The sequence below is a fragment of the Streptomyces sp. NPDC088745 genome, assembly GCF_044751045.1.
In the GTDB taxonomy this organism is placed as follows: Bacteria; Actinomycetota; Actinomycetes; order Streptomycetales; family Streptomycetaceae; genus Streptomyces; species Streptomyces cremeus.
In genome coordinates this window covers 368,448-394,317 of the sequence record NZ_JBIVLB010000008.1, presented here as the reverse complement: position 1 = coordinate 394,317, position 25,870 = coordinate 368,448, and the positions used below count along the sequence as shown (strand labels likewise).

The following is a 25,870-nucleotide window of genomic DNA, read 5'->3' as shown; positions in this document are numbered from 1 at the left end:
GGATGCGTTCCCCGGCCGGGCCCCTCGGTTCGGTTGCGGCTACTTCACGACCGACAGCGGCAGCAGTTTCTTGCCCGTCGGGCCGATCTGGATGCTGGTGTCCATCTGCGGGCAGACACCGCAGTCGAAGCACGGGGTCCAGCGGCAGTCGTCGACCTCGGTCTCGTCCAGGGCGTCCTGCCAGTCCTCCCAGAGCCAGTCCTTGTCGAGACCGGAGTCCAGGTGGTCCCAGGGCAGCACCTCTTCGTAGGTGCGCTCACGCGTGGTGTACCAGTCGACGTCGACGCCGTACTCCGGCAGCGTCTTGGCGGCCGCCTGCATCCACCTGTCGTAGCTGAAGTACTCGCGCCAGCCGTCGAAGCGGCCGCCGCCCTCGTAGACGGCGCGGATGACCGAACCGATGCGGCGGTCGCCGCGCGAGAGCAGGCCCTCGACGATGCCGGGCTTGCCGTCGTGGTAGCGGAAACCGATGGAACGGCCGTACTTCTTGTCGCCGCGGATCTTGTCGCGGAGCTTGCCGAGGCGCTCGTCGGTCTCCTCGGCGCTGAGCTGCGGCGCCCACTGGAAGGGCGTGTGCGGCTTGGGCACGAAGCCGCCGATGGAGACGGTGCAGCGGATGTCGTTCTGCCCGGAGACCTTGCGGCCCTCGGCGATGACGTTGACCGCCATGTCGCCGATCTGCAGGACGTCCTCGTCGGTCTCGGTCGGCAGGCCGCACATGAAGTACAGCTTCACCTGACGCCAGCCGTTGCCGTAGGCGGTGGAGACGGTGCGGATGAGGTCTTCCTCGGACACCATCTTGTTGATGACCTTGCGCATGCGCTCGCTGCCGCCCTCGGGGGCGAAGGTGAGGCCGGAGCGGCGGCCGTTGCGGGTCAGCTCGTTGGCGAGGTCAACGTTGAACGCGTCGACGCGGGTCGAGGGCAGGGAGAGGCCGATCTTGTCTTCCTCGTACCTGTCGGCGAGGCCCTTGGCGATGTCGCCGATCTCGGTGTGGTCCGCGGAGGAGAGCGAGAGGAGACCGACTTCTTCGAAGCCGGTGGCCTTCAGGCCCTTCTCGACCATCTCGCCGATGCCGGTGATGCTTCGCTCCCGCACGGGGCGCGTGATCATGCCGGCCTGGCAGAAACGGCAGCCGCGGGTGCAGCCGCGGAAGATTTCGACGCTCATGCGCTCGTGGACGGTCTCGGCGAGCGGGACGAGGGGCTGCTTGGGGTAGGGCCACTCGTCGAGGTCCATGACGGTGTGCTTGGAGACCCGCCACGGCACACCGGACCTGTTGGGCACGACGCGGGCGATACGGCCGTCGGGGAGGTACTCGACGTCGTAGAACGCCGGGACGTAGACGTTGCCGGTCCTGGCGAGGCGGAAGAGGACCTCCTCGCGGCCGCCGGGGCGGCCCTCCGCCTTCCAGGTCCGGATGATGGCCGTCATGTCCAGGACGGCCTGCTCGCCGTCGCCGATGACCGCGCAGTCGATGAACTCCGCGATCGGCTCCGGGTTGAACGCGGCGTGGCCGCCCGCCAGGACGATCGGGTCGTCCAGGGTGCGGTCGGCGGCGTTCAGCGGGATGCCGGCGAGGTCGAGGGCGGTGAGCATGTTGGTGTAGCCCAGCTCCGTGGAGAAGCTGAGGCCGAACACGTCGAAGGCCTTGACCGGGCGGTGGGCGTCCACCGTGAACTGCGGCACGTCGTGCTTGCGCATCAGTTCTTCGAGGTCGGGCCACACGCTGTAGGTGCGCTCGGCGAGGACGCCCTCCTGCTCGTTGAGCACCTCGTAGAGGATCATGACGCCCTGGTTGGGGAGTCCGACCTCGTACGCGTCCGGGTACATGAGCGCCCAGCGGACGTCGGCGCTCTCCCACGGCTTGACGGTGGAGTTCAGCTCACCGCCGACGTACTGGATGGGCTTCTGCACGTGCGGCAGGAGGGCTTCCAGGCGGGGGAAGACCGACTCAACAGGCATCGCGGTGTCTCTCATGAGCGGGCAGGGGGGACCCTCAAGCCTAACGCGGGTACGGGGTGCCGGTGCACGTCCGGCCCCGCGGGACCCCCCGGCCCGGCCGGGTCACACCCCCGGCACCCTCCGCCACGCCTCGGGGAGCTCCCGTTCGCGGTCCGCGGCGCGGGCCTCCTCCTGGCCGTACAGCAGGCCCCACACGAAGGACGGCTCCCCCGCCGCGTGGGCCTGGACGGCCAGGTTCCGCAGCTCGGCGCGGGCGACCACGCTGTCCTGGTGGTCGCCGAGCACGCTCTGCACCTCCTTGACCCTCCTGCGGAGCTTGTTCGCGGGTTTGCCGAGTGCCGGGCGGGCCGACTCCGCGGCGTAGCGCAGCCGTTTGGCGGCCTTGCGGGCCTCGTGGAGGGCGAGGTCGCGCTCCGGGCCCGGCGGGAGCGCGAGGGCGTGCTCGGTGCGGTCGGCGAGCCGGGCGTGGTCCTTGACCAGGGCCTTGTGCAGGACGGCGGCCGCGTCCCGGCCCGCGGCGGGGCGCAGCGGCGGCGCGGCGAGGAAGGCGTCCAGGGAGCGCAGGAGCTCCAGGTAGCGGCGGCTGTCGAGGACGGCGAGAGTGCGGCGGCGGGAGCCGCTGCGGCGGGCGACGGACCAGATGCGCAGGCGGCCGCGCACCGGACCCAGCAGGAGGGGGCGCGGGAGGGCGGTCAGCCGGGCGAGGAGGCGGTCGGCGAGGACTTCCTGGTCGCGGTCGACGCCGAGTTCGGCCGCCAGCCACTTGAGCTCGTCGCCGAGCGGGTCGGTGACGGTGCGGTCGAGGACGGTGCGGTACGTCTTGAACGCGCTGCGCAGGCGCCGGGTGGCGACCCGGAGCTGGTGCACGGAGTCGGGGAGGTCGCGGCGCACGGCGGGGTCGTGGACGGCCATGGCCTCGATCTGGTCGCGGAGGTACGCCAGGACGCGGCCGCCCGCGCTGTCGTCGTCCCGCACCGCGCGGGGCTCGGGGCCGCCGCCGGTCTCGGCGAGGGCGCGCGCCAGTTTGGAGGGGGAGGCGGAGGGCCGTACGCCCGCCTTGCGGAGTTTCTTGTCGACGGCGTCCAGGAAGGCGGGGTCGCCGCCGTCGGCGAGCTCGATCTCGATCTCCGTGAAGGAGGTGCGGGCGTCGCCGCCGTCGAGGCGCTGCGCCGTCACGGTGTCGAGGCCGGCTTCGGCGAGGAGTTCTCCCGCTGCGTCCCGCAGGTGCCACACATGGCGCGCGGACCGCAGTCGTACGGTCGCCAGCAGGGGTTCTCCCAGAGTGCGCGCCCGCACCAGGGCCGACAGGGTGCGCGGCACGTCGTCGGTGTCGGTGAGGGGGGCGTGGATCTCGTCCCGTACGTTCGGGGCGACGGGCAGTTTGAGGTGCCAGCCTGCGTCCTCGCCGCCGGTGCGCCGGCGCAGGGTGATGCCGTGGGCGGCCAGTGCCAGGGCGGCTGTGTCGTAGTAGACGGCGTCCAGGTGAACGACGCCCCGGTCCTGGACGGAGGCGACCCCGGCCACCTTGGTGAAGTCGGGCGGCCGGGGTTCGCTGTCGGTGTCGGTCGGAGTGGCTTCGTACTTTCGCTCGATCTCGCGCTTGGTGTCCGCCATGACATGAATCTAGACGCAGCGGCCGGTCCCAAACAGGGGCGCGCTGTTACGCGGTGACGGGCCGTTGCACATGGATGGACTGCAGGAGTCCGATCGCCACCCAGACGGCGAACATGGACGAGCCTCCGTAGGAGACGAACGGCAGCGGAAGTCCGGCGACCGGCATGATGCCCAGCGTCATGCCGATGTTCTCGAAGGACTGGAAGGCGAACCAGGCGATGATGCCGGCGGCGACGATGGTGCCGTAGAGCTCGGTGGTCTCCCGGGCGATGCGGCAGGCCCGCCACAGGACGACGCCGAGCAGGACGAGGACGGCGCCGGCGCCGAGGAAGCCGAGTTCCTCTCCGGCGACGGTGAAGACGAAGTCCGTCTGCTGTTCGGGGACGAACTGTCCGGTGGTCTGGGAGCCCTTGAAGAGTCCGGTGCCGGTGAGTCCGCCGGAGCCGATCGCGATGCGCGCCTGGTTGGTGTTGTAGCCGACGCCGGCGGGGTCGAGGTCGGGGTTGGCGAACGCGGCGAAGCGGTTGATCTGGTACTCGTCCAGGAGGCCGAGGACGGCGACCAGGACGGCGCCGAGCACGCCCGCGCCGACCAGGCCGAAGATCCACCGGTTGGAGGCTCCGGAGGCCAGCAGCACACCCAGGATGATCATGGCGATGACCATGACCGAGCCGAGGTCCGGCATCAGCATGATGATCAGGATCGGGACGACCGCCAGGCCCAGCGACTTGAGCACGGTGCGGTGGTCGGGATGGTCCTGGTCGCCGGCGTCGACCCGGGCGGCGAGCATCATCGCCATGCCCAGGATGATCGTGATCTTCGTGAACTCGGACGGCTGGAGGGAGAAGCCGCCGCCGATGACGATCCACGCGTGGGCGCCGTTGACGGTGGCGCCGAGCGGAGTGAGCACGGCGACCACGAGGAGCACCGAGAGCCCGTAGAGGATCGGCACCGCGCCGCGCAGGGTGCGGTGGCCTAGCCAGATCGTGCCGATCATCAGCGCGACCCCTATGCCGGTGTTCATGAGGTGGCGGAAGAGGAAGTAGTACGGGTCGCCGTGGTTGAGGGTGTCGCGGTTGCGGGTCGCCGACCACACCAGCAGCGCGCCGAGCCCGGACAGGGCGAGCGACGACAGCAGCAGGGGCCAGTCGAGGCGGCGCAGGACGGAGTCGCGTGCGGTCAGCCTGGCCAGCGTGCCGCGCTCGGGTGCGTAGCGCTGGACGGAGAAGCCGTGGGTGCTGCCTGCCATGGTCAGTCACCCACCCTCTGCACGCCGGCGCCGCGGCCGGCGGGGTGGCCGCCCCTGGTGCCGGGGCCGGCGGGCGGGGGGCCAGCGACGCCCTCCGGCGCGACGGGCTCGTCAGGCGCGGGGACGTAGGGCTTGATCTCGGGTGCGTCGATGGAGCCGTCCGCCTGGATCGTGGGGAGGTTCTTCTGCGGCTGCGGCAGAAGCGCCTTCTTCGGGTCGTACTTGCCGGCCATGTCGAGTCCGTACAGCGCGTTGTAGATCTTGCGTACGGCGGGTCCGGAAGCACCGGAGCCGGTGCCGCCCTGCGAGATCGTCATGACGACGGAGTAGTCCTTGGTGTACGTGGCGAACCAGGAGGTCGTCTGCTTGCCGTAGACCTCCGCGGTACCCGTCTTGGCGTGCATCGGGATCTTGTCCTGGGGCCAGCCCTGGAACCTCCAGGCGGCCGTTCCCCGGGTGGCGACTCCCGCGAGGGCGCCGTCTATCAGCTTGTGGGTGCTCGCGTTCATCGGGAGCCGGCCCTGCGTCTTCGGCTTGATCTCCGTGACCTTCTTGCCGTCGGCGCTGATGACGGCCTTGCCGACGGAGGGGGTGTGCACGGTGCCGCCGTTGGCGATGCTCGCGTAGATGGACGCCATCTGGATGGGGGTGACGAGGGTGTCGCCCTGTCCGATGGAGTAGTTGACGGAGTCACCGGCGCGCATCCGGTTTCCGTCGATGCAGTTCTCGAAGGCGATCTTCTCGACGAAGGAGCCGTCCTTCTTGCCCTGCTTGCACCAGGCGTCCTTGTTGGCCGCCCAGAACTTCTGCTTCCACTGGCGGTCGGGGACGCGGCCGGGGACCTCGTTGGGCAGGTCGATGCCGGTCTCCTTGCCGAGGCCGAACTGGTGGGCCGTCTTGTAGAACCAGTCCTTGGCGTCCTTCTTCGGCTTGGTGCCGCCGTCGCGCTGCCACTGCTGGTGGGCGAGGGCGTAGTAGACGGTGTCGCAGGAGACTTCGAGGGCGCCGCCGAGGCTGATGTTGCCGTGGCCCTTGGACTCGTAGTTGGTGAAGGTCTGGCCGCCGATGGAGTACGAGCTGGGGCAGGGGTAGCTGCCGTTGAAGTCGTATCCGGCGTTGACGGCGGCGGTCGTCGGGATCACCTTGAAGATGGAGCCGGGGGCGGCCTGCGCCTGGATGGCCCGGTTGAGGAGCGGGAAGTTGGAGTCCTTGCCGGTGAGCGCGGCGTAGTCCTTGCCGGAGATGCCGCCGACCCAGGCGTTGGGGTCGTAGGTGGGGTTGGACGCCATCGCGACGACGCGGCCGGTCCTGGACTCCATGACGACGACGGCGCCGGCGTCGGCCTTGTAGTTGGTGCCGGTGTTCTTGTCGAGGGCCTTGCGGGCTTCCTTCATGGCGGCGAGGAGTTCGTACTCGGCGACGGCCTGGACGCGGGCGTCGATGCTGGTGACGACGTTCGCGCCGGGCTCGGCCTTGTCGGCCTTCGCGCGGCCGATGACGCGGCCGAGGTTGTCGACCTCGTAGCGGGTGACACCGGCCTTGCCGCGCAGTTCACGGTCGTACGTGCGCTCCAGGCCGGAGCGTCCCACCTGGTCGGAGCGCAGGTACGGGGAGTCGCTGTCCTTGGCCTTCTCGATCTCGGCGTCGGTGACGGGCGAGAGGTAGCCGAGCACCTGCGCGGTGTTGGCCTTGCCGGGGGCGGCGTAACGGCGTACGGCGGTGGGTTCGGCGGTGATGCCGGGGAAGTCCTCGGCGCGCTCGCGGATCTGGAGGGCCTGCTGCGTGGTGGCCTTGTTGGTGACCGGGATCGGCTGGTAGGGCGAGCCGTTCCAGCAGGGCTGGGGCGTCTTGGAGTCGCACAGGCGCACCTTGTCGGTGACGTCCTTGGGCTGCATGTCCAGGACGTCGGCGAGCCGGGTGAGGACGGCTTTGCCGTCGTCCTTCATCTTCATCAGCTCGGTGCGGGACGCGGAGACGACGAGTTTGGTCTCGTTGTCGGCCAGGGGGACGCCGCGGGCGTCGAGGATGGAGCCGCGGACGGCGGGCTGCACGACCTGCTGGACGTGGTTGTTCTTGGCCTCGTCGGTGTACTCCTGGCCGTTGCGGATCTGGAGGTACCACAGGCGCCCGCCGAGGGTGAGCAGCAGGGAGAAAACGAGGACCTGCAGAACGACGAGGCGGATGGTGACGCGGGCGGTGCGCCCGGTCTCGGGGATGTTGCTCACAGGCGCTTCACTCCCTTGATGCGTCCGGCACGCTGGGCGCGGGAGCGGGCGGCGCGCAGCCGCAGGCCGCCCTTCTGCTCGCCGATGCGCAGCCCCGTGCCGCCGGCGAGCCAGCCGGAGGAGACGTCGGAGCCGGAGGAGGAGGATTCGGTGAGGGGGTCGTTCTCGGCGCGGCGGGCGAGCGCCATGATGCCGGGTACGACGAAGGGTGCGAGAAGCAGGTCGTACAGGGCGGCGGTGAACAGCAGTCCGCCGAGGCCGACGTGGCGTGCGGCGCTGTCGCCGACGAGAGCGCCGACTCCGGCGTACAGGAGCGTGGAGCCGAGGGCGGCCCCGACGACCACCAGCATGGGGGCGGTCGCCGAACGCAGTTTGCCGTTCTCGGGCTTGACGAGGCCCGCGAGGTAGCCGATGACGCACAGCACGAGGGCGTAGCGCCCGGCGGCGTGGTCGGCGGGCGGGGCGAGGTCGGCGAGGAGGCCCGCGGCGAAGCCGATGAGGGCGCCGCTGACGTGTCCGTACACGAAGGCGAGGGCGAGGACGACCAGGAGGGTGAGGTCGGGGACGGCGCCGGGGAGCTGGAGCCTGGCGAGGACGGTGACCTGGATGACCAGGGCGACGACCACCAGGGTGGCGGAGAGCAGGATCCGGTTGAAGCGCATCAGGTTCTTCAGCTCCTGGTCACTGGCCGTCGGCGTTGCCGTCGCCGGCGCCGTTGTTGTTGCCGTTGCCGTTGTTGTTGCCGTTGCCGTTGTTGTTCGCGTTGTTGTTGGCGTTGGCATTGCCGTTGTCGTTGGCATTGCCATTGTTGTTGGCGTTGTTGTCGGCGGCGTTTCCGTCGGCGTTGTTGTTGCCGTTGTTCTCGGCGTTGCCGTTGCCGTTGTTCTCGCCGGGAGGCTTCGGTGTCACGGTGACGGTGACGGTGGGAGCGGGCGTGGGCTTCTCCGGCAGGACGGTGTCGCGGGGGTCGGTGCGCGGGGCGGCCACGACGACGCCGACGATGTCGAGCTTGGTGAAGCCGACGTAGGGGCGGACGTAGACGGTACGGGTGAGGTCGCCGCCGGAGGGGTCGACGCGGACCACCTCGCCGACCGGGACTCCCGGCACGAAGGGCTTCGCGGCGCGCGAGCCGAACGTCACCAGGCGGTCGCCCGGCTTGACCTTGGCCTTGCCGTTGAGGAACTGGACGCTGAGCGGGCGGTCGCCCTGCCCGGTCGCGAAGCCCAGTTCGTCGCTCTTCTCCATGCGGGTGCCGACGGTGAACTTGGTGTCGTTGGCGAGCAGCACCGTGGAGGTGTGGGGGCCGACGGTGGTGACGCGGCCGACGAGTCCGTCCGCGTTGAGGACGGTCATGTCGCGCTGGATGCCGTCGTTGCTGCCGACGTCGATGGTGACGGTCCAGGAGAAGCCCTGGGCCGCTCCTATGGCGATGACTTCGGCGCCCTTGATGCCGTACTGTCCCGCGCCCGCCTTCTTCAGCATGCCGTCGAGCTGGCGCACCCGGCTCTGGTTGCGGTCGTCGCTGCCCAGGCGCAGCCTCAGTTCCTGGTTGTCCCGCTCCAGGGCTTTGAGCTGATCGTGGTCGTCACCCGACGCGCGTACGGCGCCGATGGCGTTGCCGATCGGGTCGACGGCGGTGGCGACGCCCTTCTCCACCGGTCCGAAGACGGCGGCGGCGGCCTTGCGGGCTCCGTCGACGGGTGACTGTTCGCCGCCGCGGATGTCCACCGTGATCAGCGCGAACGCTACGGCGATCAGCAGCACCAGGAGCAGCCGGCTCTCTCGTGTGTCCCTCACGTGCGGCGGCCGTGCCTTCCTCGTCGGGAAAATGCGTATGCGTGTATGTCAACGATCCGCCGCACGGGACGACAGGCCCCGTACGGCGGATTCTTCTGCGGTGTCCGGGGCCGGCAGGTGGCCCCGGACGCCGTGGATCAAGCCATTACCTGCGGGGCTGGGCGTCCAGCACCTGCTGGAGCGCCTCGAACTCCTCCACGCACTTGCCGGCTCCGAGCGCGACGGAGTCCAGCGGGTCCTCCGCGATGTGGATCGGCATGCCGGTCTCGCGGCGCAGCCTCTCGTCCAGGCCGCGCAGCAGGGCGCCGCCACCGGTGAGGACGATGCCGCGGTCCATGACGTCGCCGGAGAGCTCCGGCGGGCACTTGTCGAGCGTCGTCTTCACCGCGTCGACGATCGCGTTGACCGGCTCCTCGATGGCCTTGCGGACCTCGGCCGCGGAGATCACGACGGTCTTCGGCAGACCGGACACGAGGTCGCGGCCGCGGATCTCGGTGTGCTCGTCCTTGTCCAGGTCGAACGCCGAACCGATGGTGATCTTGATCTGTTCGGCGGTCCGCTCACCGAGGAGGAGGGAGTACTCCTTCTTGATGTGCTGGATGATCGCGTTGTCCAGCTCGTCGCCCGCGACGCGGATCGACTGTGCCGTGACGATTCCTCCGAGCGAGATGACGGCGACCTCGGTGGTGCCGCCGCCGATGTCCACGACCATGTTGCCGGTGGCCTCGTGGACGGGCAGGCCCGAGCCGATGGCGGCGGCCATGGGCTCCTCGATGATGTGCACCTGGCGGGCGCCGGCCTGGGTGGACGCCTCGATGACGGCGCGGCGCTCGACTCCGGTGATGCCGGAGGGCACGCAGACCACGACGCGGGGGCGGGCCAGGTAACGGCGCTTGTGGATCTTCAGGATGAAGTAGCGGAGCATCCGCTCGGTGATCTCGAAGTCGGCGATCACGCCGTCCTTCAGGGGCCGTACGGCAACGATGTTGCCCGGCGTACGGCCGATCATCTTCTTTGCCTCGGCGCCGACGGCGAGGATGCCGCCGGTGTTGGTGTTGATGGCGACGACGGAGGGCTCGTTGAGCACGATGCCCTTACCCCTGACGTACACCAGCGTGTTGGCGGTCCCGAGGTCGACAGCCATATCACGGCCGATGAACGACATTGGTTCCCTCTTCTTCCCCATGAGGATGCGTCGGGCCTTCCCGATTGCTGCGTGCGATGGCTTGTATCGGTAGGCGAAGCGGGTGGTGCGCTGGACGGTGCGGGCGCGGTGACTTCCATCGTAGTGCCGCATGTACGGTCACCGCGCGAGGGCCCTGCGCCATTGTGGCCGCCGTCGTGGGCAGAACACGTACCCGCTTCACCCATGGTGACGCCGTGTCGGGGGGATGCGTTCCCTCCGGCGGGACGCATATGCCGAAGGGCGACCGAATTACTTCGGTCGCCCCAGGCGGGCGGCGCTGTTCGGCTGACATTCAGTCAGAAAGTGCGCCGTTTCCTCCGGTCAGACGAGCCCCGGGAAGAACAGCTTCAGCTCGCGCTCGGCGGACTCCTCGGAGTCCGAGGCGTGGATCAGGTTCTCGCGGACGATGGTGCCGAAGTCACCCCGAATGGACCCCGGAGCCGCGGCAATCGGGTCGGTCGGACCGGCCAACTGACGTACGCCCTCGATGACGCGCTCGCCCTCGACGACGAGAGCGACGATCGGGCCCGAGGACATGAAGGCGACGAGGGGCTCGTAGAAGGGCTTGCCCTTGTGCTCGCCGTAGTGCGCCTCCAGGGTGTCCTGGTCCAGGCTGCGCAGCTCCAGCGCGCTGATCGTCCAGCCGGCCTTGCGCTCGATGCGGCCGATGACCTCGCCAATGAGACCGCGGCGAACGGCGTCGGGCTTGAGAAGGACGAGGGTGCGCTGGGTCACGTGCGGGCTCCTTGGGTGCGTTTCTCGCGGGTGCGGATGCGGTGGTGGGCAGATTACAGGGCCGAACGGGGGACCTGTCACGCACCGTCAGGCCCAGGGAGTCAGGCCTCCGCCTCCGCCTGCGCCGCCCAGCGCGCCTTGGCCTCGTCGATCTTGCGGCCGTAGTGGATGGAGGCCCACCACAGCCCGCCGAAGACCAGGCCGAGGAAGAACATCACCGGCACCCAGAAGCCGCTCACCACGAGCCCGACCTGGAGCGCCCAGCCGAGCTGGAGCCCGCCGGGACGCGTGATCATTCCGCACAGGAGGACGGAGAGCAGCATCGCGATGCCGCACACCGTCCACACCGTGGCCATGGACAGGTCGTCGGACTTCATCGCGACCAGCCCGGCGAAGCCGATCACGAAGAACTCCCCGACGAGGGTGGAGGCACAGAGCGTACGCATCGCGGGACCTCAGCTCCTGCCCAGCAGCAGCCGGGCCTCTCCGACGGTGATGACGGACCCGGTGACCAGGACGCCGCCGCCGGAGAACTCGCCGTCCTCCTCGGCGAGGGTGATGGCCTCCTCGATGGCGTCGTCGAGGCGCGGTTCGACCTGGACGCGTTCCTCGCCGAAGACCTCGACGGCGAGGGCGGCCAGTTCGTCGACGTCCATGGAGCGCGGGGTGGAGTTCCGGGTGACGACGACCTCGGCGAAGATCGGCTCGAAGGCCTCCAGGAGGCCCCGTACGTCCTTGTCGCCGCTGGCGGCGACGACGCCGATCAGCCGGCTGAAGCTGAACGCCTCGCTGACCGCCTCCGCGGCCGCCCGCGCGCCCGCCGGGTTGTGCGCGGCGTCCAGGACGACGGTGGGGCTGCGGCGGACGACCTCCATGCGGCCCGGGGAGGTCACGGAGGCGAAGGCCTTGCGGATGGTGTCGATGTCCAGGGTGCGGGCGTGGTCGGCGCCGATGCCGAAGAAGGCCTCGACGGCGGCGAGCGCGACGGCCGCGTTGTGCGCCTGGTGGGCGCCGTGCAGCGGGAGGAAGACCTCCTCGTACTCGCCGCCGAGGCCGCGCAGGGTGACCAGTTGGCCGCCGACCGCCACCTCGCGGGCCACGACGCCGAACTCCATGCCCTCGCGGGCCACCGTGGCGTCCACGCTCACGGCCTTCTTCAGCATGACCTGCGCCGCGTCGACGGGTTGCTGGGCCAGGACGACGGTGGCGTCCTGCTTGACGATCCCGGACTTCTCACCGGCGATCTCGGCGGTCGTGCCGCCCAGGCGGTCGGTGTGGTCCAGGGAGATCGGGGTGACCACGGCGACGGCCGCGTCGATGACGTTGGTGGCGTCCCAGGTGCCGCCCATGCCGACCTCGACGACGGCGACGTCGACGGGTGCGTCGGCGAAGGCCGCGTACGCCATCCCGGTCATGACCTCGAAGAAGGAGAGGCGGTACTCCTGGGCGGCGTCGACCATCTCGACGTACGGCTTGACGTCCTGGTACGTCTCCACGAAGCGCTCGGCGCTGATCGGGAGGCCGTCCAGGCTGATGCGCTCGGTGATCGACTGCACGTGCGGGCTGGTGTAGCGGCCGGTGCGCAGCTCGAAGGCGCCGAACAGGGCCTCGATCATGCGGGCGGTGCTGGTCTTGCCGTTGGTGCCGGTGATGTGGATCGAGGGGTACGCCTTCTGAGGCTCGCCCAGCACGTCCATGAGGGCCGCGATGCGGGTCACCGAGGGTTCGAGTTTGGTCTCGCCCCAGCGGCTCGCGAGTTCGGTCTCGACCTCGCGCAGCGCCTTGTCCACCTCCGGGTCGGCGGGGCGGGTGGGCACGGTGTCGCCGGCGGGGGCGCCGCCGTGGGTGCGCAGGGTGCGGCTGCCCGCCTCGATGACGGCGAGGTCGGGGTCACGCTCGGTCTCGGCGGCGACGATCTCGGCGAAGGCCTGGTCGTCGGGCTGGTCGTCTGGCTGGGGGAGGTCACTCACCCCGCCAGTCTACGGAGGCGGTACGACAACGTCCCACAGGGACCGCCCCGGTACGGAGCGTGACCGGCGTCCGTGGGCCCGGGGCCTTCGGGCGGCCACCCCGGGGGTCTTTTATCCCTTCCTTACCAAAGGGGTGTGTGACCCTGGTAGATCACGAATCAGGAGGTTGTCGAGTGAGCGACGAGACCACGCAGGCCCCTGCCGCCCCCGCACGCATCCGCGGCGGGCGGGACAGCCGGGACATCGGCATCGACCTGGGTACGGCGAACACCCTGGTGTACATGCGGGGGCACGGCATCGTCCTCAACGAGCCCTCCGTGGTGGCGGTGAAGGCCGGTTCGACGACGGCGCTGGCCGTCGGCACCGAGGCCAAGGAGACCATCGGGCGCACACCGGGGTCCATCACGGCGATCCGTCCCCTGCGCGACGGTGTGATCAGCGACTACGAGGCGGCCGAGGAGATGCTCCGGCACTTCGTCCGCAAGGCGGTGCCGGGGCGCCGCCCCCGCACGCGCATGGTGGTGTGCGTGCCGAGCGGGGTGACGCCGGTGGAGCGCCGCGCCATCGTGCACGCGGCCACCAGGGCCGGTGCGCGTGCCGTGCACCTCATCGAGGAGCCCATGGCGGCGGCGATAGGCGCCGGCCTTCCGGTGTCGGACGCCCGGGGTTCGATGGTGGTGGACATCGGCGGCGGCACCACGGAGGTCGCGGTGATCTCGCTGGGCGGCATCGTGACCGCGCAGTCGCTGCGGGTGGGCGGGGACCGGATGGACACCGCGATCACCGACTACGTGCGCAAGGAGCACAAGCTGCTCATCGGCGAGCGCACCGCCGAGGACATCAAGGTGGCGATCGGTTCGGCGTGGCCGGTGCCGGAGGACCCGGCGATGGAGATGCGCGCCTTCACGATCCGCGGGCGGCAGAAGGTCGGCGGTCTGCCGATGTCGCTCGACCTCACGACGTCCGAGGTGCGCGCCGCGCTGGAGGAGCCCGTCGAGGCGATCATCGCGGCGGTGCGCGCGACGCTGGAGGAGTGCCCGCCCGAACTGTCCGGCGACATCATGGAGTACGGGATCGTGCTCACCGGCGGTGGCGCCCTGCTGCCGGGCCTGGACCTGCGGATCGCGGCGGCGACCGGCATCCCGGTGCACGTCGCGGACAATCCGCTGGACTGCGTGGCGATCGGGTCCGGCAAGTGCGTGGAGGACTTCGACAACCTCCAGAAACTCCTGAAGGCCGGCTAGGCGGATTGTTGAACGATCCCGCGGAGGGGCCGGACGTCCGTCCGTCGCTTGGGAAGACTCACACCCCGGCGGGAAGGGTCGCGAGGACGCGGTACTTCCCGTCGTGGTGTCCGGCCCGGAGGGTGCCGCCCATGGACTCCACCCGCTCCCCCATGGAGAAGGTGCCGGTGCCGGCGGAGACGGGTTCCTTCGCGGGGACGGCGCTGGGCAGGTCGTTGCACACCTCGATGCTCAGATGGACGCCGTCGAGGGCGATCCGTACCCGGACCTCCTGGCCCGGCGCGTGCTTGACCGCGTTGGTCAGGCACTCCTGCACGACCCGGTAGACGGCGGCCTGCCGCAGCGGCGACAGGGCGCCCGCCCGGCCGTCGATGTCCAGGACCACCGGGCTGCCCGCCCGTTCGCCCTCGGACGCCAGCACGGCGAGTCCGTCGATGCCGGGGGTGGCGTCGTTCTCGCGGGCGCGCTGCACGATGATCTCGTTGAGGATGCGGTGCGCCTTGCGGGCGGTGTCGGAGAGCTCGTCGAAGTCCTTCTGGTGGGCCTCGCCCCTGGCCCGGACGGCCAGCACCTCGGCCCGTACCGCGAGCAGCGTCAGTTCCCGCCCCACGAAGTCGTGCACGTCCCGCGCCACCGACAGCCGCTCCTGCTGCACGGCCTGCAGGGCGGCGGTGCGCCCCCGCTGGACCTCCAGTTCCCGTACGAGGTCCTGCCGGTTGGCGGCGACGCCCACACCGGCCGCGAGCACCCCGATGGGCACGATGAGGCTGAGGAACTCCGTGAGGGTGTCGGCCTGCTTCTCGGGCCACCGCTGGAGCAGGAACAGCACATAGGCGAAGCCCACGTACCCCAGCGTCGCCAGGGCGGCGGCGGCCCGCCCCCGGTAGCGGCCGATCTTGTAGAGGGCGAACTGCATCAGCGTGAGTTCGTGCAGCCAGCCCAGCAGCGCGAGCGCGACGACGTACGGGATCCAGGGGAAGCGCCGGCGCAGCAGCAGGGAGGCCGCCCCCAGCGCGAGCACGAGGGTGGCGGAGACGCGGTTGAGGGAGTTGTCCGCCTCGGCGAGGCCGGGGACGTCCAGCAGCATCAGGGCGAAGCAGATCAGCGGGACCAGCAGGTCCAGGGCGTGCCGGTGGACGGTGCGGGCGTCCAGCCAGTGCCGGCCCGCCGCCCAGGCCCGGTGTACCGGCGAGGCGGTGGGCTTGTCGTGCATACGCTCCATCATGCCTGGGTCTTTCGACCCGGTTCGACGGCCTTGGCGCCTTTACCCGCGTGACCTGCGGCACCCCGGGAGCGAAGGGCGCCGGCGGAGAGCGTTTCCGCGGTGTGGCGTACGGAGAGAGCCCGGGGGCACCGCGCGTTGTGCGTGGTGCCCCCGGGCTCTTCCCTGACGTGCGCGGCCCCGCGCGCACCGCGCGCCGGGAGCTCCGCCTACTGCTGCGGCAGTGCCTCGATCTGCGCGGTGATGCGCGCGATGTCGGCCTCGGCCTTGGCCAGGCGGCCGCGGATCTTGTCCACGACGTTGTCGGGGGCCTTCGCGAGGAAGGCCTCGTTGCCGAGCTTGGCGTTGGCCTGGACGACCTCCTTCTCGGCGGCCTGCAGGTCCTTGGTGAGGCGCTTGCGCTCGGCGGCGACGTCGATGGTGCCGGAGAGGTCCAGGGCGACCGTGGCACCGGCGACGGGCAGCGAGGCGGTGGCGTGGAAGCCCTCGCCGGCCGGCTGGAGGCGCAGGAGCTGGCGGATGGCGGCCTCGTGCGGGGCGAGCGCCGTGCCGTCCAGGGTGAGCCGGGCGGGGACCTTCTGGCCGGGCTGGAGGCCCTGGTCGGAGCGGAACCGGCGGACCTCGGTGACGACCTGCTGGACGAGCTCGATCTCCTGCTCGGCGGCGGGGTCCCGGAAGCCCGAGTCCGTCGGCCAGTCGGCGACGACGAGGGACTCGCCGCCCGTGAGGGTCGTCCACAGCGTCTCGGTGACGAAGGGGACGACCGGGTGGAGCAGGCGCAGGGTGACGTCCAGGACCTCGCCCAGGACCCGCGCGGAGACCTTGGCCTGCTCGCCCTCGGCGAAGAACGTCGTCTTGGACAGCTCGACGTACCAGTCGAAGACCTCGTCCCACGCGAAGTGGAACAGGGCGTCGGACAGCTTCGCGAACTGGTAGTCGTCGTAGAGCGCGTCGACCTGGGCGACGACCGTGTTGAGGCGGGACAGGATCCAGCGGTCGGTGGCCGTCATCCGCTCGGGGGCCGGGAGCTCGCCCTCGACGGTCGCGCCGTTCATCAGCGCGAAGCGGGTCGCGTTCCAGATCTTGTTGGCGAAGTTGCGGGACCCCTGGACCCAGTCCTCGCCGATCGGCACGTCGACGCCCGGGTTGGCGCCGCGGGCCAGGGTGAAGCGGACGGCGTCGGAGCCGTACTTGTCCATCCAGTCCAGCGGGTTGACGACGTTGCCGAAGGACTTCGACATCTTCTTGCCGTTCTCGTCGCGGACCATGCCGTGGAAGGCGATGGTGCGGAACGGGACGTCGTCCATGGCGTACAGGCCGAACATCATCATCCGGGCGACCCAGAAGAACATCAGGTCGTAGCCGGTGACCAGGACGGAGTTCGGATAGAACTTCTCCAGCGACTCCGTCCGCTCCGGCCAGCCCATGGTCGAGAACGGCCACAGTCCGGAGGAGAACCAGGTGTCGAGGACGTCGGTGTCCTGGTGCCAGCCCTCGCCGGCGGGCGCCTCGTCGTCCGGGCCGACGCAGACCATCTCGCCGTTCGGGCCGTGCCAGACGGGGATGCGGTGGCCCCACCAGAGCTGGCGCGAGATGCACCAGTCGTTGAGGTTGTCGACCCAGTCGAAGTAGCGCTGGGTCAGCTCGGCGGGGTGGATGTCGACGCGGCCGTCGCGGACGGCGTCGCCGGCCGCCTTGGCGAGCGTCTCGACCTTGACCCACCACTGCATCGACAGGCGGGGCTCCAGCGTCGTCTTGCAGCGGGAGCAGTGGCCGACGGAGTGGACGTACGGGCGCTTCTCGGCGACGATCCGGCCGTCCGCGCGCAGGGCGGCGACGATCGCGGAGCGCGCCTCGAAGCGGTCCAGGCCCTGGAAGGGGCCGGGAGTGATGATGACGCCGCGCTCGTCGAGGACCTGGATGGTCTCCAGGTCGTGGCGCTGGCCGATGGCGAAGTCGTTCGGGTCGTGCGCGGGGGTGACCTTGACGGCGCCCGTGCCGAACTCCGGGTCGACGTGCGTGTCGGCGACGACGGGAATGCTGCGGTCGGTCAGCGGCAGCTTGATCTGCTTGCCGATGAGGCGGGCGTACCGCTCGTCGTCGGGGTGGACGGCGACGGCGGTGTCGCCGAGCATCGTCTCGGCGCGGGTGGTGGCGACGACGATGGTGTCCTCGCCCTCGCCGTACGTCATGGAGACGAGCTCGCCGTCGTCGTCCTGGTAGTCGACCTCGATGTCGGAGATGGCCGTCAGACAGCGCGGGCACCAGTTGATGATGCGCTCGGCGCGGTAGATGAGGCCGTCGTCGTACATCTTCTTGAAGACGGTCTGGACGGCCCTGGAGAGGCCCTCGTCCATGGTGAAGCGCTCGCGGTCCCAGGCGACGCCGTCGCCGAGGCGGCGCATCTGGCCGGAGATCTGGCCGCCGGACTCCTCCTTCCACTGCCAGACGCGCTCGACGAACGCCTCGCGGCCCAGGTCGTGACGGGACTTGCCGTCCTTGGCGAGCTCGCGCTCGACGACGTTCTGGGTGGCGATGCCCGCGTGGTCCATGCCCGGCTGCCACAGCGTCTCGTAGCCCTGCATCCGCTTGCGGCGGGTGAGGGCGTCGATCAGCGTGTGCTCGAAGGCGTGGCCCAGGTGGAGGCTGCCGGTGACGTTGGGCGGGGGGATGACGACGGTGTACGCGGGCTTGTCGCTCTTCGCGTCGGCGGTGAAGTAACCGCGTTCTACCCAGCGCTCGTACAGCGGCCCCTCTACGGCGGCCGGCGTGTAGGTCGTCGGCAATGCGTCGGTGGCTGCGGGCTGCGGAGTCTGAGAGTTCTCGGTCACGCGGCCAGTTTAAGGGCCCCGGAGCACCGCTCCGAAACGCGTTTCTTTGGTAACAGTGCGGCCCCCGGAAGCCCTGTTGTCACACCCGTCCGAGAGGATGTCCGCGACGCATCAGCATCTGGAGGGGGAACCCGGCACATGAGCTACAACCAGCCCGGCCCGTACGGCGGCCAGCAGCCGCAGCAGCCGAATCCGTACGGCGGCCAGCCCGGCCCCTACGGCCAGCCGCCGCAGGGCCAGCCTGGTTACGGCTACCCGCAGCAGGCACCGCCGCCGCAGGGGTACGGGTACCCGCAGCAGCCCCAGCAGCCCTACGGCCAGCAGCCGCCCCCGTACGGCCAGCAGCCCCCGTACGGTCAGCCGCCGCAGGCCCCGTACGGGCAGCAGCCGTACCCCGGTGGCCCGGAGCCGAAGAAGAAGAAGACGGGCCTGATCGTGGGGCTGGCGGTGGTGGTGCTGGCGGCGGCGGGCGCGGGGGCGTACTTCGCGTTCTTCAACGGCATCTCGGACGACGGGCCGCACAAGCTGGTCGCGCAGGAGAAGGTGTTCGGCGGCACGTACTCGAAGATGCTGAAGACCGACGGAACGTCGAAGGACAGCAAGTCCGTCGAGGAGTACACCGCGGCCGGTGTCGCCGACCCGCAGCCGGTGTCCATGCTCTACTCCGACGTGGACACGTCCAAGCTGAGCCCGACGGACCCCGGCACGCTCGAAAAGCTGAAGGCGGTCAAGACCGTCAACTTCAACGGCGCCTACGGCACGATCAAGGATCCGGAGAAGGCGCTGGACAACTTCTTCGCGAAGCTGAAGGCCGACTCCGACAAGAAGGCCGCCGAGAAGAAGGACACCGTCAAGCTGCTGGGCAGCCCGCAGGACATGAGCCCGAGCTCGCTCGACAACGCGCTCATGCGGTGCCAGGCCGCCGAGAGCAAGAACAAGCAGACCGGGGCACTCGTCCCCAGCACCCTCTGTGTCTGGGCGGACTACAGCACGATCGCCGGGGGCTCCGCCTCGGCGGCGCAGCAGGGGCTGAGCATGGAGGAGACCGCCGAGCAGGTCGCCAAGCTCCGCAACGAGGTCCGCGTCAAGAAGTAGCGGCCGTACGTACGCGAAGGGGCCCGCCCAGTGGATTCCACCGGGCGGGCCCCTTCGTACGTACCAGGACGAGACCTACGCCGACTTCTCGTGCCGCCCGTCGTTCTTGCCGATGATGCGCGGCTCCCGCGGCACCAGCGTCGGGTTCACGTTCGAGTGGACGACCTCCTCGGTGATGACCACGCGGGCGACGTCCTTGCGGGACGGCACCTCGTACATCACCGACTGGAGGACCTCCTCCATGATCGCGCGCAGGCCGCGCGCGCCCGTGCCGCGCAGGATCGCCTGGTCGGCGATGGCCTCCAGGGCGGGGAGGTCGAAGTCCAGCTCGACGCCGTCGAGTTCGAAGAGGCGCTGGTACTGCTTGACCAGGGCGTTGCGCGGCTCGATGAGGATCTTCAGGAGTGCCTCGCGGTCCAGGTTGTGGACCGAGGTGATCACGGGCAGGCGGCCGATGAACTCGGGGATCATCCCGAACTTCACCAGGTCCTCCGGCATGATCTCCGAGAACTGGTCGCTGGCCTGGATCTCGCGCTTGGAGCGGATCGTCGCGCCGAAGCCGATGCCCTTGGCGCCGGCCCGGGACTCGATGATCTTCTCCAGTCCGGAGAAGGCGCCGCCCACGATGAACAGCACGTTCGTCGTGTCGATCTGGATGAACTCCTGGTGCGGGTGCTTGCGCCCGCCCTGCGGAGGCACCGAGGCCGTGGTGCCTTCGAGGATCTTCAGGAGTGCCTGCTGCACGCCCTCGCCGCTGACGTCGCGGGTGATCGACGGGTTCTCGCTCTTGCGGGCGACCTTGTCGATCTCGTCGATGTAGATGATCCCGGTCTCGGCCTTCTTGACGTCGTAGTCGGCCGCCTGGATCAGCTTCAGGAGGATGTTCTCGACGTCCTCGCCGACGTAACCGGCCTCGGTGAGGGCGGTGGCGTCGGCGATGGCGAACGGGACGTTCAGCATGCGCGCCAGGGTCTGCGCGAGCAGCGTCTTGCCGGAGCCGGTGGGGCCCAGCAGCAGGATGTTGGACTTGGCGAGCTCGATCGCGTCCTCGCGACCCGCGCCGCCGCCGTTCTCACCGGCCTGGACGCGCTTGTAGTGGTTGTAGACCGCCACCGAGAGGGCCTTCTTCGCGGGCTCCTGCCCGACGACGTACCCCTCCAGGAACTCGTAGATCTCGCGAGGCTTGGGCAGTTCCTCCCAGCGGACCTCGCTCGTCTCGGCGAGCTCCTCCTCGATGATCTCGTTGCAGAGGTCGATGCACTCGTCGCAGATGTACACACCGGGACCTGCGATGAGCTTCTTCACCTGCTTCTGGCTCTTTCCGCAGAACGAGCACTTGAGCAGGTCTCCGCCGTCACCGATGCGTGCCACGAGGTGAATCCCCTTCGCCTGGGAGCCGCCGGGTGCAGCGACTCCTGGTGCCTCAATCTTCGACGGTACCTTGCCTGACCCCCCGTTCGGGCCCCCCTTGGCACGGTTCACGCGTACGCGGACGTGGTGTGGACGGTGCCAAGGGGTGGGCAGGACCCGTTACTTCACAGTAGGGGCACTCAGGCCGCAGCCGCTGCCGTGCTCTTGCGCGTCGAGACGATCTGGTCGACCAGGCCGTACGCCAGGGCGTCCTCGGCCGTGAGGATCTTGTCGCGCTCGATGTCCTCGCTGATCTTCTCGATCGGCGTGGTGGAGTGCTTGGCGAGCAGCTCCTCCAGCTGGGTCCGCATGCGCAGGATCTCGTTGGCCGCGATCTCCAGGTCGGAGAGCTGCTCGCGGCCGGTCTGCGAGGACGGCTGGTGGATCAGCACCCGGGCGTTGGGCAGCGCCATGCGCTTGCCCGGCGTGCCGGCGGCGAGCAGGACGGCGGCGGCGGAGGCCGCCTGGCCCATGCAGACCGTCTGGATGTCGGGCTTCACGAACTGCATCGTGTCGTAGATCGCGGTGAGCGCCGTGAAGGAGCCGCCGGGCGAGTTGATGTAGATCGAGATGTCGCGGTCGGGGTCCATCGACTCCAGGCACAGCAGCTGCGCCATGACGTCGTTGGCGGAGGCGTCGTCGATCTGCACGCCGAGGAAGATCACGCGCTCCTCGAAGAGCTTCGCGTACGGGTCGTACTCGCGCACGCCCTGCGAGGTGCGCTCGACGAAGCGGGGAACGATGTAGCGGTTGTCCACCTGCGGACCCGTGTACAGGCCGTTGGCAGGGGCGGAGAAGTTGCTCATGGGGGTGTTCACCATCCTGGTGGCGTTCATGGGGCGAGGTTGCGGAGCAGTGGCAGGCGGGGCTCAGGCCCCGGTGCCGCCGCCGCCCGGAACACCCGAAGCAGCGGAGATGATCTCGTCGATGAGGCCGTAGTCCTTGGCCTCCTCGGCCGTGTACCAGCGGTCGCGGTCGCCGTCGCGGATGATCGTCTCGACGGTCTGGCCGGAGTGCCGGGCGGTGATCTCCGCCATGCGCTTCTTCGTACGCAGCAGGTACTCGGCCTGGATCTTGATGTCCGAGGCCGTGCCGCCGATGCCGGCCGAGCCCTGGTGCATCAGGATGTCGGTGTTGGGCAGCGCGAAGCGCTTGCCGGGGGCGCCGCCGGTCAGCAGGAACTGGCCCATGGAGGCCGCCATTCCCATGCCGATCGTGACGACGTCGTTCGGGATGTACTGCATGGTGTCGTAGACCGCCATGCCCGCCGTGACCGAACCGCCAGGGCTGTTGATGTAGAGGTAGATGTCCTTCTCCGGCTCGGCGGCCAGGAGGAGCAGCTGCGCCGTGATCTTGTTGGCGATGTCGTCGTCGACCTGCTGGCCGAGGAAGATGATGCGCTCGCCCAGAAGTCGGCTGTAGACCTGGTCGCCGAGGCCTCCACCGAGGGACGGCTCGCCGGCGGCGTAGGGCATCAGATTCGTCACGTATTCCACCTGCTCGTCTCTGACGGCTCCGGCCGTCTCAGCGTCTTCGTACGGGGGGTCGGGTGTCCCACCCAACCCGCCTACTCATGGACCCTAACGCGCAGGTAGGACAACGCCATCCCGCTTCCTGAACTGTTCGCTGGGAGCGCAAGGTGGTGAGTTCAGGTGTACGGGTCCGGGCGGGCGGGCGGGTACGGCGACGGGCCCGGCCGCAGCGAGTGCGTCCGGGCCCGTCGTCGTCACGCGGGTGCTGCTGGGGCCTACTTGGCTTCGGCGGCGTCCTTCGCCTCGGCGGCGTCGGCGTCCTTGGCGTCGGCGTCGTCCTTGGCGTCGGCGTCGACCGTCTCGGCGGCCTCGGCCGTCTCGGCGGTCTCGTCCTCGTCGTCGTCGAGCTCGACGAGCTCACCGTTGGTGTCCTTGACCGTGGCGGCCTCGACGACGACCGCGAGGGCCTTGCCGCGGGCGACCTCGCCGACCAGCATCGGGACCTGGCCGCCCTCGACGACGGCCTGGGCGAACTGGTCGGGGGACATGCCGGAGGACTGCGCGCGGCGCATGAGGTGCTCGGTGAGCTCCTCCTGGCTGACGTTCAGCTTCTCCTTGTTGACCAGCTCGTCGAGGATGAACTGGGTCTTGATGCCCTTGACGGCCTGCTCGGAGGTCTCCTTGTCGAACTCCTCCTCGGTCTTGCCCTGGATCTCCAGGTACTTCGCGAGGTCGAGGCCCATCTGACCGAGCTGGTGGTGCTCCAGGTTGTGCTTGCGGGTCTTGACCTCGTCCTCGAGCAGCTTCTCGGGGATCGGGACCTCGACGAGCTCGATGAGCTTGTCGAGCACGCGCTCCTGGGCCTGGGTGGCCTGGTCGTACTGCTTCATGTTCTCGAGGCGCTTGCGGCTGTCGGCGCGCAGCTCCTCCAGGGTGTCGAACTCCGACGCCATCTGGGCGAAGTCGTCGTCCAGCTCGGGGAGTTCGCGGGCGGCGACGGCGGACACCTTCACGGTGACCTCGGCGTCCTTGCCCTCGGCGGAGCCGCCCTTGAGCTGGGAGGTGAAGGTGGCCTCGGCCCCGGCCTCCAGGCCCTTGACGGCGTCGTCGATGCCTTCGAGGAGCTCGCCGGAGCCGATGGTGTACGAGACACCCTCGGCCACGCCGTCCTCCAGGACCTCGCCGTCGACCTTGGCCTGAAGGTCGATCGTGACGACGTCGCCGTCCTCGGCGGCGCGCTCCACCGGGTTGGTGGTGGCGAAGCGACCACGCAGGTCCTCGACAGCCTTGTCGACGTCCTCGTCGGAGACGGTGACGGCGTCGACCTCGACCTCGATGCCGGAGTAGTCCGGGATCTCGATCGCCGGGCGGATGTCGACCTCGGCGGTGAAGGCCAGCAGCTCGCCGTCCTTCAGCTCCGTGATGTCGACCTCGGGCTGACCCAGCGGGTTCAGCTCACCCTCGTTGACGGCCTCGGTGTAGAACTTCGGGAGGGCGTCGTTGACGGCCTCCTCCAGCACAGCGCCACGGCCGAACCGCTGGTCGATGACTCGGTTCGGGATCTTGCCCTTGCGGAAGCCCTTCACCGTGACCTGCTGGTTGATCTTCTTGTACGCCGCGTCGAGGCTGTCCTTGAGCTCCTCGAAGGGCACCTCGATGCTGAGCCGAACCCGGGTCGGGTTCAGGGTCTCCACGGCGCTCTTCACGGTTCGGTCTCCTTGGTGGCTGACTTCTGGGGTTCTGCCGAACCGCTTCAGTGGGGCGGTCCTGCTCATCGAGCCCGGTATCAGACACACGGGCACGCAGCTTGCATAGTAACGGCAAGCGGACGTGCTCCCACAATGCGATCCCGCGGCCGGAACCGGAGCGGCCCGCGGCGGGCGGTGGACACAAGGCGGAGACAGGTGGAGACAGGATCGTGCTGGTCGGGGTGGCCGGATTCGAACCGACGACCTTCCGCTCCCAAAGCGGACGCGCTACCAAGCTGCGCCACACCCCGTCGGTGCGACACGTAGGGTACATGTCCCGAGGCGCTGCGTCGGCCGCTTCGCCGGCTCGTCCCCCCGGAGTGTGCGTCGACGCGCTCCGACCCGCTACAGTGCTGTCCGTACCCCGGTCGCCGCGGCGACCGCGGGGTGCGCGCGGGCGTAGCTCAATGGTAGAGCCCTAGTCTTCCAAACTAGCTACGCGGGTTCGATTCCCGTCGCCCGCTCCGCAACGGCCTCCGGCCCGGTGAGTTCGCTCGCCGGGCCGGGGGCCTTTTCGCGTGCACCGGGCCTCAGAAGTTGATGGAGTTGAGGGTACTGGCTATGGAGTTGAGGAAGCGCTGGATGTCGTCTGCCATACCGGTGGAGGCCAGGAAGAAGCCGAAAAGTATCGCGACGACAGCGGGTCCCCCCTTGAGCGAGCCGCCTCGTATCAACACCACGAGGACGACTGCCAACAGCAGCACCACTGACAGTGAAATGGCCACAACTGATCACACCCTTGGTCGGTCCGCCTTGCCGGCCCGGGGACACACGGCCCAGTGCTTCCCCCGCTAGGCCATCGTGCCACCAACACCCCGTCGCTGACTGCCGGGTGACGCACAGTCGGCCGTGGACGATGGCCGGATCATGACGTGATCTTGCCGCAGCGGTGGTGTAGGCGACACACGGGGGTGGCGGTCAACGGGCGTCCCGGGTCACGGGCGGCACTAGGGTGCCTCAGATGTCTCCGACGCCCCAGACACGACAGAGGGACCCTCTTGCGCCGTCGCGGGAGGCGGTCCCCGGGCTCGCCCCCTCGGAGGACGGCGGCCGCGGAACGGCGGCTCGGGCCGCCGGGGAGCGGCGGGACCAGGGGAGCAAGGGGCGGGACGCCTATTTCGACAACGCCAAGTACCTGGCGATCGTGCTGGTCGCGATGGGGCACTCGTGGCCCCTCGTGCTCTCCGGGAGCCGGACCACCGAGGCGTTGTACATGTGGGTGTACGTGTTCCACATGCCGGCGTTCGTTCTGATCTCCGGCTACTTCTCGCGCTCCTTCGACATGAAGCCGCGCAAGCTGATGCGGCTTGTTTCGAGCGTTGTCGTTCCGTATGCGGTCTTCCAGGCGGCCTACGCGGTGTTCTTCGGCGTCATGGAGGGCGAGCGGGTGCCGGTGCGGATGCTGTCGCCGTGGTTCCTGATGTGGTTCCTGATGGCGCTGTTCTTCTGGCGGCTGCTGACCCCGCTGTTCCTGGCGGTGCGGTGGCCGGTTCCGCTCGCCCTGCTGATCGCGGCCGCGGCCGCCGCCGTACCGGACATCGGTCAGCAGTTGTCGGCGCAGCGGGTGCTGCAGTTCCTGCCGTTCTTCGTGCTGGGGCTGCGGCTGCGGCCCGAGCACTTCCGGCTGGTACAGCGGTGGCGGGCGCGGTGGGCGGCGGCCGTGGTGTGCCCGGTGTCGTTCGCGGTCGTGTACTGGGCGGCTCCGCGGACCCGGCTGGACTGGGTGTACCGCAACCACGGGGCGCAGGAGATGGGCCAGCCGTGGTGGGTGGGGGTGCTGACGACCGTCGCGCTGTCCGGGGCGGCGCTGGCGCTGACCGCGTGCTTCCTCGCGTGGGTGCCCCGGCGGCGGATGTGGTTCACGTCGCTGGGCGCGGGGACCATCGGCGGGTATCTGCTGCACGGCTTCGTGGTCCGGTACGCGGAGTACGCGGGGTGGGCGCGGACGTACCACCTGGAGACCCCGGTGGGGCGGGTGGTGGTGACGGTGTGCGCGGTGGCGCTGGTGACGGTGCTGTGCGCTCCGGTGGTGCGGCGGGCGTTGAAGCCGGTGACGGAACCGGATCTGGGGTGGGCGTTCCGGAAGGCGGCGGGCGGGGTGCGCTGA

Annotated in this window: 20 protein-coding genes and 2 tRNA genes; 4 read left to right on the top strand and 18 right to left on the bottom strand. The window is 69.6% G+C overall.

Going from position 1 to position 25,870, the window contains the following annotated elements; all coding sequences use genetic code 11:
* Window positions 1-39: 39 nt before the first annotated feature.
* From ACIP93_RS23165 to ACIP93_RS23120, 10 genes are all read right to left on the bottom strand, one after another.
* Window positions 40-1,965 carry a TIGR03960 family B12-binding radical SAM protein gene (locus ACIP93_RS23165; protein ID WP_345223009.1) on the bottom strand — a complete coding sequence of 642 codons (1,926 nt, stop codon included), beginning with the start codon at window positions 1,963-1,965 and terminating at the stop codon, window positions 40-42.
* A gap of 102 nt (window positions 1,966-2,067) precedes the next feature.
* A complete protein-coding gene (locus tag ACIP93_RS23160; protein ID WP_401761348.1) occupies window positions 2,068-3,579 on the bottom strand; it encodes a CHAD domain-containing protein in 1,512 nt (503 codons plus the stop codon).
* Between the two features lie 46 nt (window positions 3,580-3,625).
* The gene (gene rodA / locus ACIP93_RS23155; protein ID WP_345223005.1) at window positions 3,626-4,828 is read right to left on the bottom strand and encodes a rod shape-determining protein RodA; all 1,203 of its coding nucleotides are present in this window, start codon (window positions 4,826-4,828) and stop codon (window positions 3,626-3,628) included.
* Window positions 4,829-4,830: 2 nt separating this feature from the next.
* Window positions 4,831-7,053: a penicillin-binding protein 2 gene (gene mrdA, locus ACIP93_RS23150; RefSeq protein WP_401761346.1), complete on the bottom strand. Its 2,223-nt coding sequence runs from the start codon at window positions 7,051-7,053 to the stop codon at window positions 4,831-4,833.
* Window positions 7,050-7,715: a rod shape-determining protein MreD gene (gene mreD, locus ACIP93_RS23145; RefSeq protein ID WP_345223000.1), complete on the bottom strand. Its 666-nt coding sequence runs from the start codon at window positions 7,713-7,715 to the stop codon at window positions 7,050-7,052. Before mreD ends, mrdA begins: the two co-directional genes overlap by 4 nt.
* Before the next feature lie 19 nt (window positions 7,716-7,734).
* Window positions 7,735-8,850: a rod shape-determining protein MreC gene (gene mreC / locus ACIP93_RS23140; protein WP_401761344.1), complete on the bottom strand. Its 1,116-nt coding sequence runs from the start codon at window positions 8,848-8,850 to the stop codon at window positions 7,735-7,737.
* Between the two features lie 145 nt (window positions 8,851-8,995).
* Window positions 8,996-10,015: a rod shape-determining protein gene (locus ACIP93_RS23135; RefSeq protein WP_345222996.1), complete on the bottom strand. Its 1,020-nt coding sequence runs from the start codon at window positions 10,013-10,015 to the stop codon at window positions 8,996-8,998.
* A 342-nt stretch (window positions 10,016-10,357) separates the two neighbouring features.
* Complete coding sequence (gene ndk / locus ACIP93_RS23130) at window positions 10,358-10,771, bottom strand: nucleoside-diphosphate kinase (RefSeq protein WP_345222994.1); 414 nt, start codon at window positions 10,769-10,771, stop codon at window positions 10,358-10,360.
* A 101-nt stretch (window positions 10,772-10,872) separates the two neighbouring features.
* The gene (locus tag ACIP93_RS23125; RefSeq protein WP_345222991.1) at window positions 10,873-11,217 is read right to left on the bottom strand and encodes a DUF4233 domain-containing protein; all 345 of its coding nucleotides are present in this window, start codon (window positions 11,215-11,217) and stop codon (window positions 10,873-10,875) included.
* A gap of 9 nt (window positions 11,218-11,226) precedes the next feature.
* Window positions 11,227-12,741, bottom strand: coding sequence for a folylpolyglutamate synthase/dihydrofolate synthase family protein (locus ACIP93_RS23120; protein ID WP_345222989.1), 1,515 nt, complete (start codon window positions 12,739-12,741; stop codon window positions 11,227-11,229).
* 215 nt (window positions 12,742-12,956) lie between these two features.
* On the opposite strand from ACIP93_RS23120, the gene ACIP93_RS23115 reads away from it, so the two are divergent.
* Entirely contained in the window at window positions 12,957-13,985 is a 1,029-nt protein-coding gene (locus tag ACIP93_RS23115) for a rod shape-determining protein (protein ID WP_401761412.1), read from the top strand.
* Between the two features lie 58 nt (window positions 13,986-14,043).
* On the opposite strand, the gene ACIP93_RS23110 is transcribed toward ACIP93_RS23115, so the two are convergent.
* Together ACIP93_RS23110 and ACIP93_RS23105 are read right to left on the bottom strand one after the other, a co-directional pair.
* Window positions 14,044-15,210, bottom strand: a complete 1,167-nt coding sequence (locus tag ACIP93_RS23110) for a sensor histidine kinase (RefSeq protein WP_401761342.1) — start codon at window positions 15,208-15,210, stop codon at window positions 14,044-14,046.
* A 206-nt stretch (window positions 15,211-15,416) separates the two neighbouring features.
* Entirely contained in the window at window positions 15,417-18,038 is a 2,622-nt protein-coding gene (locus tag ACIP93_RS23105) for a valine--tRNA ligase (protein WP_401761340.1), read from the bottom strand.
* A gap of 138 nt (window positions 18,039-18,176) precedes the next feature.
* On the opposite strand from ACIP93_RS23105, the gene ACIP93_RS23100 reads away from it, so the two are divergent.
* The gene (locus ACIP93_RS23100) at window positions 18,177-19,133 is read left to right on the top strand and encodes a hypothetical protein (protein ID WP_401761339.1); all 957 of its coding nucleotides are present in this window, start codon (window positions 18,177-18,179) and stop codon (window positions 19,131-19,133) included.
* 75 nt (window positions 19,134-19,208) lie between these two features.
* On the opposite strand, the gene clpX is transcribed toward ACIP93_RS23100, so the two are convergent.
* The 5 genes from clpX to ACIP93_RS23075 form a co-directional block, all read right to left on the bottom strand.
* Window positions 19,209-20,504: an ATP-dependent Clp protease ATP-binding subunit ClpX gene (gene clpX / locus ACIP93_RS23095; protein ID WP_345222976.1), complete on the bottom strand. Its 1,296-nt coding sequence runs from the start codon at window positions 20,502-20,504 to the stop codon at window positions 19,209-19,211.
* Window positions 20,505-20,683: 179 nt separating this feature from the next.
* Window positions 20,684-21,364, bottom strand: coding sequence for an ATP-dependent Clp protease proteolytic subunit (locus ACIP93_RS23090; RefSeq protein WP_345226465.1), 681 nt, complete (start codon window positions 21,362-21,364; stop codon window positions 20,684-20,686).
* A gap of 48 nt (window positions 21,365-21,412) precedes the next feature.
* The gene (locus ACIP93_RS23085) at window positions 21,413-22,030 is read right to left on the bottom strand and encodes an ATP-dependent Clp protease proteolytic subunit (protein WP_380837040.1); all 618 of its coding nucleotides are present in this window, start codon (window positions 22,028-22,030) and stop codon (window positions 21,413-21,415) included.
* A gap of 260 nt (window positions 22,031-22,290) precedes the next feature.
* Window positions 22,291-23,721, bottom strand: coding sequence for a trigger factor (gene tig / locus ACIP93_RS23080; RefSeq protein ID WP_401761336.1), 1,431 nt, complete (start codon window positions 23,719-23,721; stop codon window positions 22,291-22,293).
* A gap of 216 nt (window positions 23,722-23,937) precedes the next feature.
* Window positions 23,938-24,014, bottom strand: a tRNA-Pro gene (locus ACIP93_RS23075).
* A gap of 142 nt (window positions 24,015-24,156) precedes the next feature.
* Between ACIP93_RS23075 and ACIP93_RS23070 the strand changes: the two genes are divergently transcribed.
* A tRNA-Gly gene (locus ACIP93_RS23070) sits at window positions 24,157-24,227 on the top strand.
* Between the two features lie 66 nt (window positions 24,228-24,293).
* Here ACIP93_RS23070 and ACIP93_RS23065 read toward each other — a convergent pair.
* Window positions 24,294-24,488: a hypothetical protein gene (locus ACIP93_RS23065; RefSeq protein ID WP_345222971.1), complete on the bottom strand. Its 195-nt coding sequence runs from the start codon at window positions 24,486-24,488 to the stop codon at window positions 24,294-24,296.
* Between the two features lie 236 nt (window positions 24,489-24,724).
* On the opposite strand from ACIP93_RS23065, the gene ACIP93_RS23060 reads away from it, so the two are divergent.
* Complete coding sequence (locus tag ACIP93_RS23060) at window positions 24,725-25,870, top strand: acyltransferase family protein (RefSeq protein WP_401761335.1); 1,146 nt, start codon at window positions 24,725-24,727, stop codon at window positions 25,868-25,870.